The following is a 15,990-nucleotide window of genomic DNA, read 5'->3' as shown; positions in this document are numbered from 1 at the left end:
TCAAAGGGAACACATGACATATCCGCAGTACCCGCAGCCAGGCGCCTACCCCGTCCCGCCGGCGGCACCAGCCCAGCCGAGCGGCGGCACCGCGATCACCGCCGGCGTGCTGGCGACGCTGGGCGGATTGCTCAGCCTCGGCATCACCGCGGTCTCGCTGTTCTTCCTGATCGTCATCGCATCGATCGGCAGCAACTTCGACCGCTCTGATGTCGAATTCCTCGACAGCATCTTCGGCGTTCTGGCCATCGGACTGGTCGCCGTGGTGATCATCACGCTCGTGCTGGGCACGCTGCTGAGCGTGTTGCTCATCGCCGGCGCCGTGCTGCTCTTCCGGCGCAAGATGCTCGGCCGGTGGCTCGTGGTCAGTGGCTGTGCGGTGGCCATCGTGAGCAACCTGATGACCTCCGTCTTCACCACCGCCGTGACATCGGACGACTGGTACTCGCCCGAAGGTGTCGTCAGCGCCCTTCTGGGCCTGGCGTTCCCGATCATCACGATGGTCCTGGCATTGCTGCCGTCGACCACCGCGTGGATCAGGGCGGAGCAGAACCGGGCTGCGCCGCAATACTTTCCGCAGTACCCGCCGTCGTACCAGGGCTGAGTTCGAGAGAGCTCTCCTCTGGACATGTTCGATCCCGAACCGTCAACTTTCATTGACCGTCAAGGCAAGTTGACGGCTCCAGATCGAAGTTGCCAAGGGAGAGAGCGACGTACGCCGCGACTGTTCAGCCAACGCTCCGCACCGGCGACTTGCGCAGTCTGTGCGCACGCTCGCGGCGACCGCGAAAGAACCTAGGCCGCGGCCGTCTTCTTGATCGCCGCCAGCGTCAGCGGGATGCCTTCTTTCGCGTACTTCGTCCGGAGCGCGATCTGCGCCTCGGCGTCGTCGGACCAGCGCTCGTGGAAGCCCGCGATGCCGGCCGGCAGGAACTCCCACGACTGCGTCAGGCGCGTGCCACCGTCGGCGGGATCCAGCGTGAAGCCCCAGCGCACCCAACCGCCGTTGACCTCCCAGAAGAACTCGCGGCCGGGCTCGGCGACGACCACCTGGCTGCGCGTCTCCCAGGTTCGGTCACTGGTTTCGTTGCGGCCCTTGAACCAGGCGCCGGCCACCGGGCCGCCGTCCTCGTCCTCCCACCAGCACGCTTTGCACTGCGGGCTCCACTGACCCATCTTGGTCACGTCGGACACCAGGGCGTAGAGGGTCTCGGGATCGGAATCGATGACAACGGAATCGGAGAACGTCAGGTCGGTCACGCCCTCGACCCTGCCACCGCGCGCGCGGGAACGCAGCCCATTTATGCCGTGGGCGCAAGCTCCGGTTCCGGGTCGGGATCGGGTTCGGCGACGGCGATCGGCCGGGGCCGAAGCCGGGCGGGCAACCAGCGTGGCGGATTGTCGTCGGCCTCGTCGAACACGCCGCCGGACGGATCATCCACGCGGCCACCCCAGCGCACCAGATCCACCTCCGGCCGGTAGATGGCGCGAATCACCAACGCGCACAGGCCGATCACCGCGATATCGCGCAGCAGCACCGTGGTGGTGAAGAACTGCTCGGGCAGCCCGAGCTTCGGGTCGCCGTACAGGTACAGCATCCGCGGAATCCAGATCAGCGCATCAATAGTCATCCACGCCAACAAGATTCGACGATGCGGGAGCGCCAGCGCGGCCAGCGGTACCAGCCACAGCGAGTACTGCGGGCTCCACACCTTGTTGGTCAGCAGGAACGCGGCGACGACCAGGAACGCCAGCTGCGCCAGCCGCGGCCGCTGCGGCGCCGTCCACGCGACGTAAGCGATTGCCGCACAACACAAGACGAACAGCAACGCGGTGACGGTGTTGAGGACTGTCGGCGGCTCCCAGAAACCGAGGTTGGTGTCGAACCCGCCCCAGCCGGTGAAGGACTTCACGACGTTGTAGAGCGAGTCCATGTCGTCGCCGCGCCGGGTGTTGAGCCGGAAGAACTCGGACCACCCGCGCGGGAACATCACCATGATCGGCAGGTTCACCGCGATCCACGTGACCAGCGCGGTGATCGCCGTCTTGGCCACAGGCCGCCACTTGCCGGTCCGCACCGCCAGCATCGCCAGCGGGATCAGCAACAGCAGCGGATACAGCTTCAGGGCCACCCCGACCCCGATCAGCAGTCCGGCCACCACCGGTTTCCGGCGCGACCAGGCGAGCATGGCGCCGGCCGCACATGCCGTCGCGAGCGCGTCGAAGTTGGTGAACGCCTGGAAGATCAGGATCGGCGACCCGGCCACCACGGCGGCGTCCCACGGCCGCCGGCCGGACATGCGCATGGTCGCCCACACGGTGGCCATCCAGGCCAGCGCGAGCCCGAACGCCGAGATGTTGAAGAACATGATCACCTCGGCGACCACCGGCATTCGGACCAGCTTGGACAGCGCCGTGTAGGTCTTGGCCACCGACATGGCCGCGTACTGGTACATGCCGGTCAGCACCGGATACTCCATGTAGCGGATCGCGCGGGTGCCGTCGTACTGGACGCGCGGCTTCTGGGCGCTGTCGGTTTCGATCCAGCTGGACTTGTAGGGGAACTTGCCCAGGTTCAGCAGCTCCGCGGTGTACAGCGGCACGGTGTCCGAGTAGCAGAACTCGTAATAGGCGCGGTGGTTCTGCCAGTTGGCGACCCGCTGATCGGCGGTCCCCGTGCCGGTCGTCACCAGGCACGGCGCCTTGGTGGTGTAGCCCAGCCCGAGGAAGACCAGCGCGATGATCAGCATCACCCGGAACGGCGTGAGGAACGGCGCCCGGCCGATCATGGCGTGCCGGCCCACCGGCCCGCCCACGACCCCGGAGAGCGCCGCACCCATCACGTCGGTCCGGCTGGGCAGGTCCCGATCGTCGGCGCTGCGCAGGTCCCGGGCCAGCCGGGCCGGCGAGACCGTCGGAACGCCGGACTCGTCTGGTTCGTCGACCGTCACGGCGGCGGCGGGGGGCCAGGCTGGTTCGGGTCGCCACCGGCCGGAGGCGGCGGCGCATCCTGGTGCGGGGCAACCTGCATCGTGGTCGGCGGCCCGAACGGGATCGTGATGCCCGGCGCGATGACTAGCGTCGGCTGGACCACCGTCTCCGACGGCGCGCCCGGCATGGGCGCCTGGGGGTCATCGGGCGCCGGCGGCTTGATCACCGGTGCCTGCGGCACGCCCGCGTAGCCACCGATGGCCGTCGGCTTCGGGAACGACTCGTTGTCGGTGCCCTTGAGCGCGCCGTCCATCGTGGATTTCCAGATGTCCGACGGCAGACCCGAGCCGTACACCGGCCCGCCGCCCTTGTTCACCAGCGGCTGCGTCCCGGCCGTCGTACCGACCCACACCGCGGTGGACAGCGACGGCGTGTAGCCGACCATCCATGCGTCGCGGTTGGCGCCGGTGTCACCGAGCTGCACGGTGCCCGTCTTCGATGCGGACGGACGGCCGCCGGCCAGGTTGTGGCCGCGCGAGTAACCGGCGATGGGCTGCATCGCCGAGGTCACGTTGTCGGCGACGGCCTTCGGGATGCGCTGCTCACCCGAGTTGTCCTGAGATGCCGCGTCGAAGAGCACCTGTCCGTCGCCGTTGACGACCTTCTGCACGAAGTGCGGCTTGTGGTACTCGCCGGACGCCGCCAGCGTCGCATACGCGGACGCCATGTCCAGCGCGCGGCTCTGGTACTGACCGAGCACGACGCCGTTGTTCGGCGGGCCGCCCTTGCCGTCCTCGGACAGCGTGTGCTCGACGCCCGGGAAGCTGTCGGCGACACCGGCCTTGTGCGCGGCGTCGGCGACGTCCTGCGCGCCGTGCTTGAGCTTGAGCATCAACCGGTAATAGCTGGTGTTCAGCGACCGCTTGAGCGCTTCGGCGATGCTGCAGGTGCCGCAGCCCTCGCCCTCGACGTTGGTGATGTTGATGCCGTTGACCGTCACCGGCGAGCTGTCGATCTGGTAACCCAGCCCGATGCCCTGCTCGAGGGCCGCCACCAACGCGAAGACCTTGAACGACGAACCCGTCGGCAGACCGGCCTGCGCGAAGTCGAAGCCGTTGGCGTCGGAGCCGCCGTAGTAGGCCTTGATGCCGCCGGTGTGCGGGTCGACGGACACCACCGCCGCGCGCATGTCATCGGCCTGGCCATCCAGGTATTTCGACACCGCGTCCTCGGCCGCCGATTGCGCCTTCGGGTCGATGGTCGTGGTGACCTGCAACCCCTCGGTGTTCAGCGCCTGCTCGTTGATGTTGAAGATGCTCTGCAGCTCCTTCATCACCTGCCGCTGGATCAGCCCGTTGGGGCCTTCGGTCTGGTTCGCCTGGCGCGCCTGCTCCGGCGGCACCGTGGCCGGGAACTGCTGCTGGGCGCGGTCCTCCTTCGACAGCGCGCCCATGGTCACCATGCCGTCGAGCACCCAGTTCCAGCGCTCGGCGGCACCCTCCGGGTCGACGGCCGGGTCGAGGGTCGACGGCCGCTGGATCAGTGCCGCGAGCAGTGCGCCCTCGGCCACGTCGAGCTGCTCGACGGGTTTGCCGAAGTAGGCCTTCGACGCCGCGCCGATGCCGTAGGTGCCGCGGCCGAAATAGATGATGTTCAGGTACGACTGCAGCACTTCGTCTTTCGACCACTGCCGCGACATCTTGGTGGCGATCACCAGTTCCTTGGCCTTGCGGACCAAACCGCCCACGCCGGAGCGGGCGTCACCGACCAACGCGTTCTTGACGTACTGCTGCGTGATGGTCGACCCACCCTGCAGGTCACCACCGAAGATGTTGTTCTTGAACGCCCGCGCGAATCCGGAGAACGAGAAGCCCGGGTTGGTGTAGAAGTCCCGGTCCTCGGCAGCCATCACCGCGTTGCGGACATGCACCGGAATCTGGTCGATGTTGACGTCGACGCGGTTGCCTTCCGGTGGCACGAACTTCGCGAGCTCGCTGCCGTCGCTGGCCAGGATGGTCGACACCTGGTTGGTGCGGATGTCGCCCGGCTTGGGGATGTCGACGATGAGGTACGCCATCGCGAAGGTGACGATCGGCAGCACCAGCAGCACCACGGCGCCCGCGTAGCAGATCCGGCGGAACACCTTCCAGTTCCACTTGAACTGCGGCAACTTCGGACCGCCGGAGCTACCACCACTGCCGCCGGTTCGCGGAGGCGGCGGTGGCGGCGACTTCGGTGGCGGGTTCATGCCCGCGCTCATGCCGACCGGGGCCTGGCCCGGGCGCTTGGTGCCATCGAGGGCAGCCTTCACGGCGTCGATCGGATCCCGCAGCCGCGCATCGTCGGCCTTGCCGACGGGCGGCAGGATCATGGTGCGCCGGTCGTCCGGCGGCACGGGTCCGGGGCGTCCTTGCGGAGCGCCGGCGCCCGGTCCTCTGGTCGCGTCGTTGTCCGATCGGCTGTGGCGCCCAGCCCCACTCATTCCGTCACTCACTGGCGGTGCGCGCTTTCGAGCGCGCCGCGCGGGTGCCACGAGGCTTCGCCGCCTTCGGGGGACTCGGCGTCCCTAATACATATGACTTGACCAAATGATTCCAACTGCAAGTGCGGCATACCTCCACCACGTGAACCGCGAATTCGTCGAATTTGGCCGCCAGCAGGACGAGCTCTTCGGTGCTGCGGGCCGAACCCGACACCGCTCCGAGATGATCACCGAAGACCCACGACACCAATGTCAGCGGTTCTTTCCGGCAGATCGGGCACATCACCGAACTGGTACGACCATGAAATTTTGCTGCGCGCAGCAGGTAGGGGTTGGCGTCACACACCTCGGTGACGCCGGTACGGCCCGAGTAGACCTCGGCCAGCAGCGACCTGCGCCGGAGCGCATAGTCGACCACCTGCCGCTGCAATCGCACGTTGACCAGAGTACGTCGGGCACCTGAGCGCCGACGCGTGATGGCGCGCATGTAGCCGGGTTGTAGCCGGCTCGATAGGTGCAGCGGTAAACGGCTTGTGGCCGGGCTCACGCGCGCGCACCACCTGACCTTTACGCTTTCCCGGTGGCCACCGCAGCGACCCGGGCGAAAGACAGCGACCGCAACGACACCTGCCAGATCCTGGACACGGCACTGGCCGACGGCCAGCTGTCCGCCGAGGAGCACCGGCAGCGCGTCGCGGCGGCGACCCGGGCCGTCACGCTCGGCGAACTGCGCTCGCTGGTAACCGATCTGCAGACCGCGAACTCGTCGGTCAAACTGCCGCCGTTGAAGACCGGCGCGGGCCGCGCGGTGCGGTCGACCGGCTGGGGCATCCTGGCCGCCGGCGCCGCGGTGATGCTCGTGGTCGGTATCGCCATCGGCTGGGGCTTCTACGCCGCGCCCGGCCAGTCCCCGCTGACTGCCGCCGAAGACCCGGGTGCCAAGCCCGACGGCGTCGCTCCCGTGGTGCTCACCCCGCCGCGCCAGCTGCAGTCGCTCGGCGGGCTGACCGGACTGTTCACCCAGATGAAGAAGAAGTTCGGCGATACCACCGGCTACGAGCTGACCATCTACCCGGACTACGCGATCCTCGAGCGCCCCGACCCGGGCGAACCCCGCCGGGTGCTGCGGTACGACTACCGCGGCGGCTGGGACGACCCCGACACCACGACGGTGAGCAGTGACGAACGCGTCGTCGACCTCGGGAAGTTCAACTTCGAGAAGATCACCGGAATCCTGCACGGCGCGCCCGAGACGCTGGGCATCAAGCGCAACGAGATCAACACCGTCTACCTGATCTTCAAGGCCAGCAAGGACACCACCGCCCCGCCGGACACCGTCGCGATCTCGATCTATGTATCCGGGAAGTTCAACAACAGCGGCTACATCGAGATGGATCCCGAAGGCAATACCAAGCGCATCAACTACCCCGGCTGATTCGCCCCCTGTTCGGCCGGTGTTGACGGCCGCATCCAGCGCCGTTCATCTCCGTATGCGGCGTCGATTGGCCGCGTATATATCGGCGCGATACTATGGCGCGAGGTGTTGAAGCGTCCTAGCGCTCAATATGCGAGTCCGTCAATTCATGTCGGGAGGTGACACTGTGCTGGAGCTGGCCATCCTGGGGCTTCTGCTGGAGTCCCCCATGCACGGCTATGAGCTGCGCAAACGGCTGACCGGACTGCTCGGCGCGTTCCGGGCGTTCTCGTACGGCTCGCTGTACCCGGCGCTGCGTCGCATGCAGGCCGACGGCCTGATCGTCGAAGACGCGGCACCGCTCGGTGCGACGAAGGTGCGTCGCGCCCGTCGCGTCTACCAACTCACCGACGCCGGCAAGCAACGGTTCACCGAACTCGTCGCCGACACCGGCCCCCAGAACTACACCGATGACGGATTCGGTGTGCACTTGGCGTTCTTCAACCGGACTCCCGCCGAGGCCAGGATGCGAATCCTGGAAGGTCGGCGGCGTCAGGTCGAGGAACGTCGCGAAGGTCTGCGCGAGGCGATCGCACGGGCCAGCAGTTCACTCGACCGCTACACCCGGCAGCTGCATCAGCTCGGGCTCGAGTCCAGTGAGCGCGAAGTGAAATGGCTCAACGAGCTGATTGCTGCCGAACGCGTGGCAACTGCCGGACCGACGGTGCCGCCGTCACAAGGCCACGCCGACCAAACCTGAGCGCACGCGCCCCCGGGTGAATGCACTGAAAGAGTAGGAAAAGGAGACCGTCACATGTCTGAGTCGAACGAGGTTCGCGTCGCAATCGTCGGCGTAGGCAACTGCGCGGCGTCGCTCGTCCAGGGCGTGCAGTACTACCAGGACGCCGACGAGAGTTCGACCGTCCCGGGCCTGATGCACGTCAAGTTCGGGCAGTACCACGTGCGCGACGTGAAGTTCGTCGCCGCGTTCGACGTGGACGCCAAGAAGGTCGGCTTCGACCTCTCCGAGGCCATCGGCGCCTCCGAGAACAACACCATCAAGATCGCCGACGTGCCGCCGACCGACGTCATCGTGCAGCGCGGCCCGACCCTGGACGGCATCGGCAAGTACTACGCCGACACCATCGAGGTCTCCGACGCCGAGCCCGTCGACGTGGTCAAGGCCCTCAAGGACGCGAAGGTCGACGTCCTGGTCTCCTACCTGCCCGTCGGCTCCGAAGAGGCCGACAAGTTCTACGCCCAGTGCGCCATCGACGCCAAGGTCGCGTTCGTCAACGCCCTGCCCGTGTTCATCGCTTCGGACCCGGTGTGGGCCAAGAAGTTCGAGGACGCCGGCGTGCCGATCGTCGGTGACGACATCAAGAGCCAGGTCGGCGCCACCATCACCCACCGCGTGATGGCCAAGCTGTTCGAGGACCGCGGCGTCACGCTGGACCGCACCTACCAGCTGAACGTCGGCGGCAACATGGACTTCAAGAACATGCTCGAGCGCGAGCGCCTGGAGTCCAAGAAGGTCTCGAAGACGCAGGCCGTCACCTCGAACCTGACCGGCTCGCTGGCCGACAAGGTCTACGACAAGAACGTGCACATCGGCCCGTCGGACTACGTCGCGTGGCTCGACGACCGCAAGTGGGCGTACGTGCGCCTCGAGGGCCGCGCCTTCGGTGACGTGCCGCTGAACCTGGAGTACAAGCTCGAGGTGTGGGACTCCCCCAACTCGGCCGGCATCATCATCGACGCCGTGCGCGCCGCCAAGATCGCCAAGGACCGCGGCCTCGGTGGCCCGATCCTGCCGGCCTCGGCCTACCTGATGAAGAGCCCGCCGGTGCAGGTCGCCGACGACCTCGCCCGCGCGCAGCTGGAAGCCTTCATCGAGGGGTAATTTTCGACGTCAGAGTGGGCGGTCAGGTGAAACCTGGCCGCCCACTTGGCGTTTGAGGCCACGGTGCTTTCGGGACCGGTGTTGTGAGACTGGCCACAACCGCACTTTAAACTGGATTGAGTCCAAAAAATGCGGCTAAGGTGGGTACTCGTAAGAGACATCCGATAAACCCGAAGAGAGGTTCTCGTGGCCCTGATCAACAAGCAGATCAAGCCGTTCTCCGCGACCGCATACAAGAACGGCACCTTCATCCCCGTGTCGGACGCCGACATCAAGGGCAAGTGGGCCATCTTCTTCTTCTACCCGGCCGACTTCACCTTCGTCTGCCCGACCGAGCTCGGCGACCTCGCCGACCACTACGAGGAGCTGCAGCGCCTCGGCGTCGAGGTGTTCTCGGTGTCCACCGACACCCACTTCACCCACAAGGCGTGGCACGACTCGTCCGACACCATCGGCAAGATCCAGTACGCCATGATCGGCGACCCGACCCTGCAGATCAGCACCAACTTCGAGGTGCTGCGTGAGGACCAGGGCCTCGCCGACCGCGGCACCTTCCTGGTCGACCCCGACGGCGTCATCCAGTTCACCGAGGTCACCGCCGAGGGCATCGGCCGCAACGCCGCCGAGCTGGTCCGCAAGGTCAAGGCCGCCCAGTACGTGCGCAACCACCCGGGCGAGGTCTGCCCGGCCAAGTGGGAAGAGGGCGAAGAGACCCTGGCCCCGTCGCTCGAACTCGTCGGCAAGATCTAGTTCGACACTGCTGTCAGCGGTACGGGCCTGGTCCGCCCGGCCCGTACCGCTCACCAGAACTGCTTCACCCCAACATCTTTCGGGCCGTGAACGGCCCAGCCATTCCTATCCTCGATGGAGTTGATCCGCATGCTCGACACCTCACTCGCCGGCCAATTGAAGTCCCTGCTGGAGCGGCTGACCGTGCCGATCGAGCTGGTGTCCTCCCTCGATGACGGTCCCAAGTCCGCCGAGCTCGCCGAACTGCTCACCGAGATCGCGGCAATGTCGGACAAGATCACCTACACCCGCACCGACGACGACGCCCGCCGGCCGTCGTTCGCCATCCGCCGCACCGGCACCGACGTCGAGGTCCGGTTCGCCGGCATCCCGCTCGGCCACGAGTTTTCCTCTCTGGCCCTGGCGCTGCTGCAGGTCGGCGGATATCCGTCGAAGGAAGCCCCCGAGCTGCTCGAGCAGGTGCGGAACCTGGATGCCGACCTGCACTTCGAGACCTACTTCTCGCTGTCCTGCCAGAACTGCCCCGATGTGGTGCAGGCCCTGAACCTGATGGCGATCCTCAACCCCCGCATCAGCCACGTCGCCATCGACGGCGCGCTGTTCAAGGACGAGGTCGAACAGCGCAAGGTGCTCGCGGTGCCCACCGTTTTCCTCAACGGTGAGGTGTTCGACTCGGGCCGCATGACCCTCGAGCAGATCATCGGCAAGGTCGACACCGGCGCCGCGCAGCGCACCGCCGAGGCGATCGCCGAGAAGGACCCCTTCGACGTGCTGGTCGTCGGCGGCGGCCCCGCAGGCGCCGCGGCCGCAATCTACGCCGCCCGCAAGGGAATTCGCACCGGCGTGGTCGCTGAACGGTTCGGCGGTCAGGTGCTCGACACCATGGCCATCGAGAACTACATCTCCGTCCCGCACACCGAGGGACCGAAGTACGCCGCAGCGCTCGAAGCCCATGTCGGCGAGTACGACGTCGACGTCATGAAGACCCAGCGCGGCGCGAAGCTGCTGCCCGCGCTCGATGAGGGCGGCCTCGTCGAGATCTCGCTCGAGAGCGGCGCCTCGCTGACGGCCCGCACCGTCATCCTGGCCACCGGCGCCCGCTGGCGCGCGATGGGCGTGCCCGGTGAGGCCGAGTACCGCAACAAGGGCGTCACCTACTGCCCGCACTGCGACGGACCGCTGTTCAAGGGCAAGCGCGTCGCCGTGGTCGGCGGCGGCAACTCCGGCGTGGAGGCCGCGATCGACCTCGCCGGCGTCGTCTCGCACGTGACGCTGATCGAGTTCGATTCGGTGCTGCGCGCCGACGAGGTGCTGCAGCGCAAGCTGCGCAGCCTGCCGAACGTCGACATCCTGCTGAGCACGCTGACGACGGAGGTCCTCGGCGACGGCGACCAGGTGACCGGCCTGACCTACCAGGACCGCACCACCGGCGAGTCGCACCAGCTCGACCTGCAGGGCGTCTTCGTCCAGATCGGCCTGCTGCCCAACACCGAGTGGCTCGAAGGCAGCGTCGAGCTGTCCAAGCGCGGCGAGATCGTCATCGACGAGCGCGGCCAGACGTCGGTTCCCGGGGTGTTCGCCGCCGGTGACTGCACGACGGTGCCGTTCAAGCAGATCGTCATCGCCGCCGGCGCCGGTGCCACCGCAGCCCTGTCGGCGTTCGATCACCTGATCCGGACCACCGCCCCGGTCGGTAGCTGAGCGCTCCGCGGCTCGGGCGTAGTGTCCGAAGACGTGGCACAGGAGATTTCTGACGACGACCTGCTGACGCTCGACGAGTTCGCGCTGCTGCCCGAGAACGCCGAGCAGATCGGTGCCGACGGTCCGCTACCGACGGTGTCGCGCCTCGACGACGGCCCCATCAGCATGCTGAAGTGGGGCGTCGCGGCACCTGAGGTGGTGTTCCTGCACGGCGGCGGGCAGAACGCGCACACCTGGGACACCGTGATCCTGGGTCTCGGCGTGCCGGCGCTGGCCATCGATCTGCCCGGGCACGGGCGGTCGGCGTGGCGCGAGGACGGGGATTACGGCCCCAAGCTCAACGCGGAGACGCTGCGGCCGGTGCTGCGGGCCCACGCCCCCGATGCCCGGCTGGTGGTCGGCATGTCACTGGGCGGGCTGACGGCGCTGCGGATCGCGGCGACCGAGCCGGCCCTGGTGCCCGAGCTGGTGCTGGTCGACGTCACGCCGTCGGCACCGGAGCGCCACGAGCAGATGACGCAGGCGCAGCTGGGCGCCGTCGCGCTGGTGAAGGGTGACCGGAGCTTCCCCAGTTTCCAGGCGATGCTCGACGTGACCGTCGCGGCGTCACCGCGCCGCAGCCGGAACTCGTTGCGGCGCGGGGTGTTTCACAATGCCAAGCAGCTCGACGACGGCACCTGGACGTGGCGGTACGACGCGATCCGCGTCGGCGACGGTTTCGCCGGGCTGTGGGAGGACGTCCCGTCGATCACCATGCCGACCACGCTGGTGCGCGGCGCCAAGTCGTACTTCGTCCACGACGACGATGCCGCGGCCTTCGCCGCCGGCGCGCCGGGTTTCCGGCAGACCCACGTGGTGGCCGATTCCGGGCATTCCGTGCAGGGCGATCAGCCGGCCGCGCTCGTCGAGATCCTGCGGGGCGCTCTCGGCGGTTAGCGTGGGGTCATGACCCTTCCCATTCGCATCGGGGTTCAACTGCAGCCCCAGCACGCCACCAACTACGGCTTCATCCGCGACGCCGTCCGCCGCGCCGAGGACCTCGGCGTCGACGTCGCCTTCAACTGGGACCACTTCTTCCCGTTGTACGGCGACCCCGACGGCGCCCACTACGAATGCTGGACCATGCTGGGCGCCTGGGCCGAGCAGACCTCGCGCATCGAGATCGGCGCGCTGGTCACCTGTAACTCGTACCGCAATCCGGAGCTGCTGGCCGACATGGCCCGGACCGTCGACAACATCTCCGACGGGCGGCTGATCCTGGGCATCGGATCGGGCTGGAAAGAGAAGGACTACGACGAGTACGGCTACGAATTCGGCACGGCCGGAAGCAGACTCGACGACCTCGCGGCGGCCATGCCGCGCATCGTCTCGCGGCTGGGCAAGCTGAACCCGCAGCCGGTGCGCGAGATCCCGATCCTGATCGGCGGGCAGGGCGAGCGTAAGACGCTGCGGCTCGTCGCGCAGTACGCGCAGATGTGGCACAGCTTCACCACGGCGGCGACCTACCCGGAGAAGGCCGCCGTGCTGGACCGGCACTGCGCCGACATCGGCCGCGACCCGAGCACCATCGTCCGGTCGGCGGGCGTCGACAACAGCGGCGACGGCCTGATCGCCAACGCCGAAGCCCTTACCGCGCTCGGTGTTTCATTGCTGACGGTGGGCGTCAACGGGCCCGACTACGACCTGACCGACGCCGAGACGCTGGTCCGGTGGCGCGACAGCCAGTAGCAGGAGCTGCCCGGCCGGATGAATTCCCGGCGAGCTGAAGCCGCTGCATTCGGCCGGGTACCGGCTAGGTTGACCTGCGTGACCTCTTTCCTGCGTGCGACGGTAGCGATACTGGTGGCACTTCTGGTCGGCTCGCTGAGCGTGGGCGTCCCGGCCCGCGCCACGACGGACCAGTGCGCGCCACCCGGCGTGCAGAGCGCCAGCGCCCTGCCCACCAACCTGGCCACCGCCGCCCAAGGCGACGGCACCGACAAATACACCACACCTGGCACCCAACCGCTTTCGACGGTGCGGCCCGAAACCTTGGGACTGGGCACGCCCGGAGTGCTGACCGTCGGCACGCTGTCGGATGCCCCGCCGAGCATCTGTATCAACTCCAGCGGCCAGTTCACCGGATTCGACAACGAGCTGCTGCGGGCCATCGCCGAGAAGATCGGCCTGCGCGTCAACTTCGTCGGCACCGACTTCGCCGGCCTGCTGGCCCAGGTCGCGTCCCGGCGCTTCGACGTCGGCTCGTCATCGATCACCACCACCGACGCCCGGCGGCGGACCGTCGGGTTCACCAATGGCTATGACTTCGGCTACTTTTCGCTTGTCGTGCCGACCGGATCGGCCATCAACGGCTTCGGTGCCCTGAAGGCCGGACAGCGCATCGGCGTCGTGCAGGGCACCGTGCAGGAGGCCTATGTCGTCGACACCCTGCACCTGGAACCGGTCAAATTCCCGGACTACGCCACGGTGTACGCCAACATCAAGAGTCGGCAGATCGACGCCTGGGTGGCGCCGTCGCAGCAGGCGTCCGGCACGGTGCAACCGGGCGACCCGGCGCGGATCGTCGAAAACACCTTCAGCTTGGACAATTTCGTGGCCTACGCGGTCGCCAAGGAGAACAAGCCGCTGATCGACGCGCTCAATGCGGGGCTCGACGCGGTGATCGCCGACGGGACCTGGGCGCGCCTCTACGCCGATTGGGTCCCGCGGGCTCTGCCGCCGGGCTGGAAGCCCGGATCGAAGGCCGCGCCCGTGCCGCAGCTGCCCGACTTCAACGCCATCGCGGCGTCTCACGCCGAAGCGGCCCCGTCGGCCGGTCCCGCGCCGAAATCCACGCTCTCGCAACTGAAAGACGCGTTTCTGGACTGGCGGCTGTACCGGCAGGCCATCCCCGACCTGTTCAAGACGGGCCTGCCGAACACGCTCATCCTGACCATCAGCGCGAGCGTCATCGGCCTCATCATCGGCATGGCACTGGCCATCGCCGGCATCTCCCGGTCCCGCTGGCTGCGCTGGCCGGCCCGGGTGTACACCGACATCTTCCGCGGCCTGCCCGAAGTGGTGATCATCCTGGTGATCGGACTGGGCATCGGGCCGGTCGTCGGCTCACTGACGGGAAACAACCCGTACCCCTTGGGGATTGCCGCGCTGGGGCTGATGGCGGGCGCCTATATCGGTGAGATTCTGCGCTCGGGTATCCAGAGCGTGGACGCCGGCCAGCTCGAGGCCTCACGCGCCCTGGGCTTCGGCTACCCGGCCTCGATGCGCCTGGTGGTGGTGCCGCAGGGTGTGCGCCGGGTGCTGCCGGCGCTGATGAACCAGTTCATCTCGCTGCTGAAGGCGTCGTCGCTGGTGTACTTCCTTGGGTTGATCGCCAGCCAACGGGAGTTGTTCCAGGTCGGCCGCGACCTCAATGCGCAGACCGGAAACCTGTCTCCGCTTGTCGCTGCCGGGCTGTTCTATCTGGCCCTGACCGTTCCGCTGACCCATCTGGTCAACCACATCGACCGGCGACTGAGCAAGGGCAAGCCCGTCGCAGCCGAGGTCGCGACCCAGGAGATCATATGACCACGCCGCAGGCAGTTTCCTTGGCCGCCAAAGACATTCACCTGTCGTTCGACGCCAACACGGTCTTGCGCGGCGTCGACCTGGACGTGCCGGCCGGCACCACGACCGCGGTCATCGGGCCGTCGGGCTCGGGCAAGTCGACGCTGCTGCGCACCCTGAACCGGTTGTACGAACCGGACCGCGGCGACATCCTGCTCGACGGCCGGTCGGTCCTCAAGGACAACCCCGATCAATTGCGCCAGCGGATCGGGATGGTCTTCCAGCACTTCAACCTGTTCCCGCACCGGACGGTGCTGGAGAACGTCACGCTGGGCCCCCGCAAACTGAAGGGACTGGACGCCGCCGCGGCCCGCGAACTCGGGCTGCAACTGCTGGAGCGTGTCGGGCTGAAACGCAAGGCCGACGTGCGCCCGGCAACCCTGTCCGGTGGACAACAGCAACGTGTCGCGATCGCCCGCGCACTGGCCATGAGCCCCCAGGTGATGTTCTTCGATGAGGCCACCTCGGCACTGGATCCGGAACTGGTCAAGGGCATCCTGGCGCTCATCAGCGAACTCGGGGCGGACGGCATGACCATGGTGGTGGTCACCCACGAGATGGGTTTCGCCCGGTCAGCGGCAGATTCGGTGGTGTTCATGGATGGCGGCCGAGTGGTCGAGACCGGAACGCCGGAGCAGATTTTCGAATCCGCGGAAACTCAACGTTTACGTCAATTTCTGGCGCAGGTTGTCTAATGCCGAACACTATCCGGCATACACGTTAGACTATCGAACTATGTCGTCGACGGAACCGCAGGTCGCGGACCTCGCAGGTGAACTGCAGCAGGTCCTCTCCAAGCTGTTCAACGTGATGCGCCGACGCGTCGAGATCCCGAAGGACGCCGAAGCCGGCGCCGATCTGACCCTGGCGCAGCTGTCCATCCTGCTGACGCTGCTGGATCGCGGACCCATCCGGATGACCGAGTTGGCCGCCCACGAACGTGTCCGGACCCCCACCACGACGGTGGCGATCCGGCGATTGGAGAAGCTGGGTCTGGTCAAGCGGTCACGTGACCCATCCGACCTGCGCGCCGTGCTGGTCAACGTGACGCCGCGCGGACTCGTGCAGCACCGGGAGGCCCTCGAGGCCCGCCGGAAGGTGCTGATCGCGATGATGGCCAACCTGACACCCGAAGACATCGACCACATCGCCAAGGCCCTCGGGCCGCTGGAGAAGCTCGCCACCAGTAGCGACGACTAGGTC

15 protein-coding genes are annotated in these 15,990 nt (G+C 67.3%); 11 read left to right on the top strand and 4 right to left on the bottom strand.

The genetic code is table 11. The annotated features are described in order from the left end of the window. Nucleotides 1-13: 13 nt before the first annotated feature. Nucleotides 14-604: a hypothetical protein gene (locus ACJH6I_RS09025; RefSeq protein WP_406783966.1), complete on the top strand. Its 591-nt coding sequence runs from the start codon at nt 14-16 to the stop codon at nt 602-604. Between the two features lie 191 nt (nt 605-795). Here ACJH6I_RS09025 and ACJH6I_RS09020 read toward each other — a convergent pair whose 3' ends face one another. Genes ACJH6I_RS09020 through ACJH6I_RS09005 form a run of 4 tightly spaced genes read right to left on the bottom strand, consistent with a single transcriptional unit; the run spans nt 796 to nt 5,849 of the window. After that, nucleotides 796-1,260, bottom strand: coding sequence for an SRPBCC family protein (locus ACJH6I_RS09020; RefSeq protein WP_406783965.1), 465 nt, complete (start codon nt 1,258-1,260; stop codon nt 796-798). A 41-nt stretch (nt 1,261-1,301) separates the two neighbouring features. Then, the gene (locus tag ACJH6I_RS09015) at nt 1,302-2,951 is read right to left on the bottom strand and encodes a glycosyltransferase family 87 protein (RefSeq protein WP_406783964.1); all 1,650 of its coding nucleotides are present in this window, start codon (nt 2,949-2,951) and stop codon (nt 1,302-1,304) included. Continuing rightward, entirely contained in the window at nt 2,948-5,413 is a 2,466-nt protein-coding gene (locus ACJH6I_RS09010; protein ID WP_165605464.1) for a transglycosylase domain-containing protein, read from the bottom strand. Before ACJH6I_RS09010 ends, ACJH6I_RS09015 begins: the two co-directional genes overlap by 4 nt. Nucleotides 5,414-5,417: 4 nt before the next feature. Next, on the bottom strand, nt 5,418-5,849 hold the full coding sequence (locus ACJH6I_RS09005) for a DUF5318 domain-containing protein (RefSeq protein WP_020099850.1): 432 nt from the start codon (nt 5,847-5,849) through the stop codon (nt 5,418-5,420). A 144-nt stretch (nt 5,850-5,993) separates the two neighbouring features. Between ACJH6I_RS09005 and ACJH6I_RS09000 the strand changes: the two genes are divergently transcribed. The 10 genes from ACJH6I_RS09000 to ACJH6I_RS08955 all read left to right on the top strand — a co-directional run bounded on the left by ACJH6I_RS09000 (nt 5,994) and on the right by ACJH6I_RS08955 (nt 15,987). Continuing rightward, nucleotides 5,994-6,848, top strand: coding sequence for a DUF1707 domain-containing protein (locus ACJH6I_RS09000; protein WP_082934498.1), 855 nt, complete (start codon nt 5,994-5,996; stop codon nt 6,846-6,848). Between the two features lie 166 nt (nt 6,849-7,014). Further along, the gene (locus tag ACJH6I_RS08995; protein WP_064857478.1) at nt 7,015-7,587 is read left to right on the top strand and encodes a PadR family transcriptional regulator; all 573 of its coding nucleotides are present in this window, start codon (nt 7,015-7,017) and stop codon (nt 7,585-7,587) included. A 54-nt stretch (nt 7,588-7,641) separates the two neighbouring features. Then, a complete protein-coding gene (locus ACJH6I_RS08990; RefSeq protein ID WP_406783963.1) occupies nt 7,642-8,730 on the top strand; it encodes an inositol-3-phosphate synthase in 1,089 nt (362 codons plus the stop codon). 186 nt (nt 8,731-8,916) lie between these two features. Further along, complete coding sequence (gene ahpC / locus ACJH6I_RS08985; protein WP_346416640.1) at nt 8,917-9,480, top strand: alkyl hydroperoxide reductase subunit C; 564 nt, start codon at nt 8,917-8,919, stop codon at nt 9,478-9,480. Between the two features lie 129 nt (nt 9,481-9,609). After that, a complete protein-coding gene (gene ahpF, locus ACJH6I_RS08980; protein WP_406783962.1) occupies nt 9,610-11,181 on the top strand; it encodes an alkyl hydroperoxide reductase subunit F in 1,572 nt (523 codons plus the stop codon). Nucleotides 11,182-11,202: 21 nt separating this feature from the next. Continuing rightward, complete coding sequence (locus tag ACJH6I_RS08975) at nt 11,203-12,117, top strand: alpha/beta fold hydrolase (RefSeq protein WP_406783961.1); 915 nt, start codon at nt 11,203-11,205, stop codon at nt 12,115-12,117. 9 nt (nt 12,118-12,126) lie between these two features. Continuing rightward, nucleotides 12,127-12,909 carry an LLM class F420-dependent oxidoreductase gene (locus ACJH6I_RS08970; protein WP_318985822.1) on the top strand — a complete coding sequence of 261 codons (783 nt, stop codon included), beginning with the start codon at nt 12,127-12,129 and terminating at the stop codon, nt 12,907-12,909. A gap of 90 nt (nt 12,910-12,999) precedes the next feature. Then, the gene (locus ACJH6I_RS08965) at nt 13,000-14,748 is read left to right on the top strand and encodes an ABC transporter substrate-binding protein/permease (protein WP_406783989.1); all 1,749 of its coding nucleotides are present in this window, start codon (nt 13,000-13,002) and stop codon (nt 14,746-14,748) included. After that, a complete protein-coding gene (locus ACJH6I_RS08960; RefSeq protein WP_318985824.1) occupies nt 14,745-15,482 on the top strand; it encodes an amino acid ABC transporter ATP-binding protein in 738 nt (245 codons plus the stop codon). The genes ACJH6I_RS08965 and ACJH6I_RS08960 overlap by 4 nt, the downstream gene beginning before the upstream one ends. 40 nt (nt 15,483-15,522) lie before the next feature. Next, complete coding sequence (locus ACJH6I_RS08955) at nt 15,523-15,987, top strand: MarR family winged helix-turn-helix transcriptional regulator (protein ID WP_318985825.1); 465 nt, start codon at nt 15,523-15,525, stop codon at nt 15,985-15,987. Nucleotides 15,988-15,990 lie beyond the last annotated feature (3 nt).

Origin of the sequence: Mycobacterium sp. SMC-13 (genome assembly GCF_045311035.1) — a bacterium.
Lineage (GTDB): Bacteria > Actinomycetota > Actinomycetes > Mycobacteriales > Mycobacteriaceae > Mycobacterium.
Note: the sequence above shows the minus strand (reverse complement) of the source record. Positions and strands in the feature narration are given on the sequence as shown.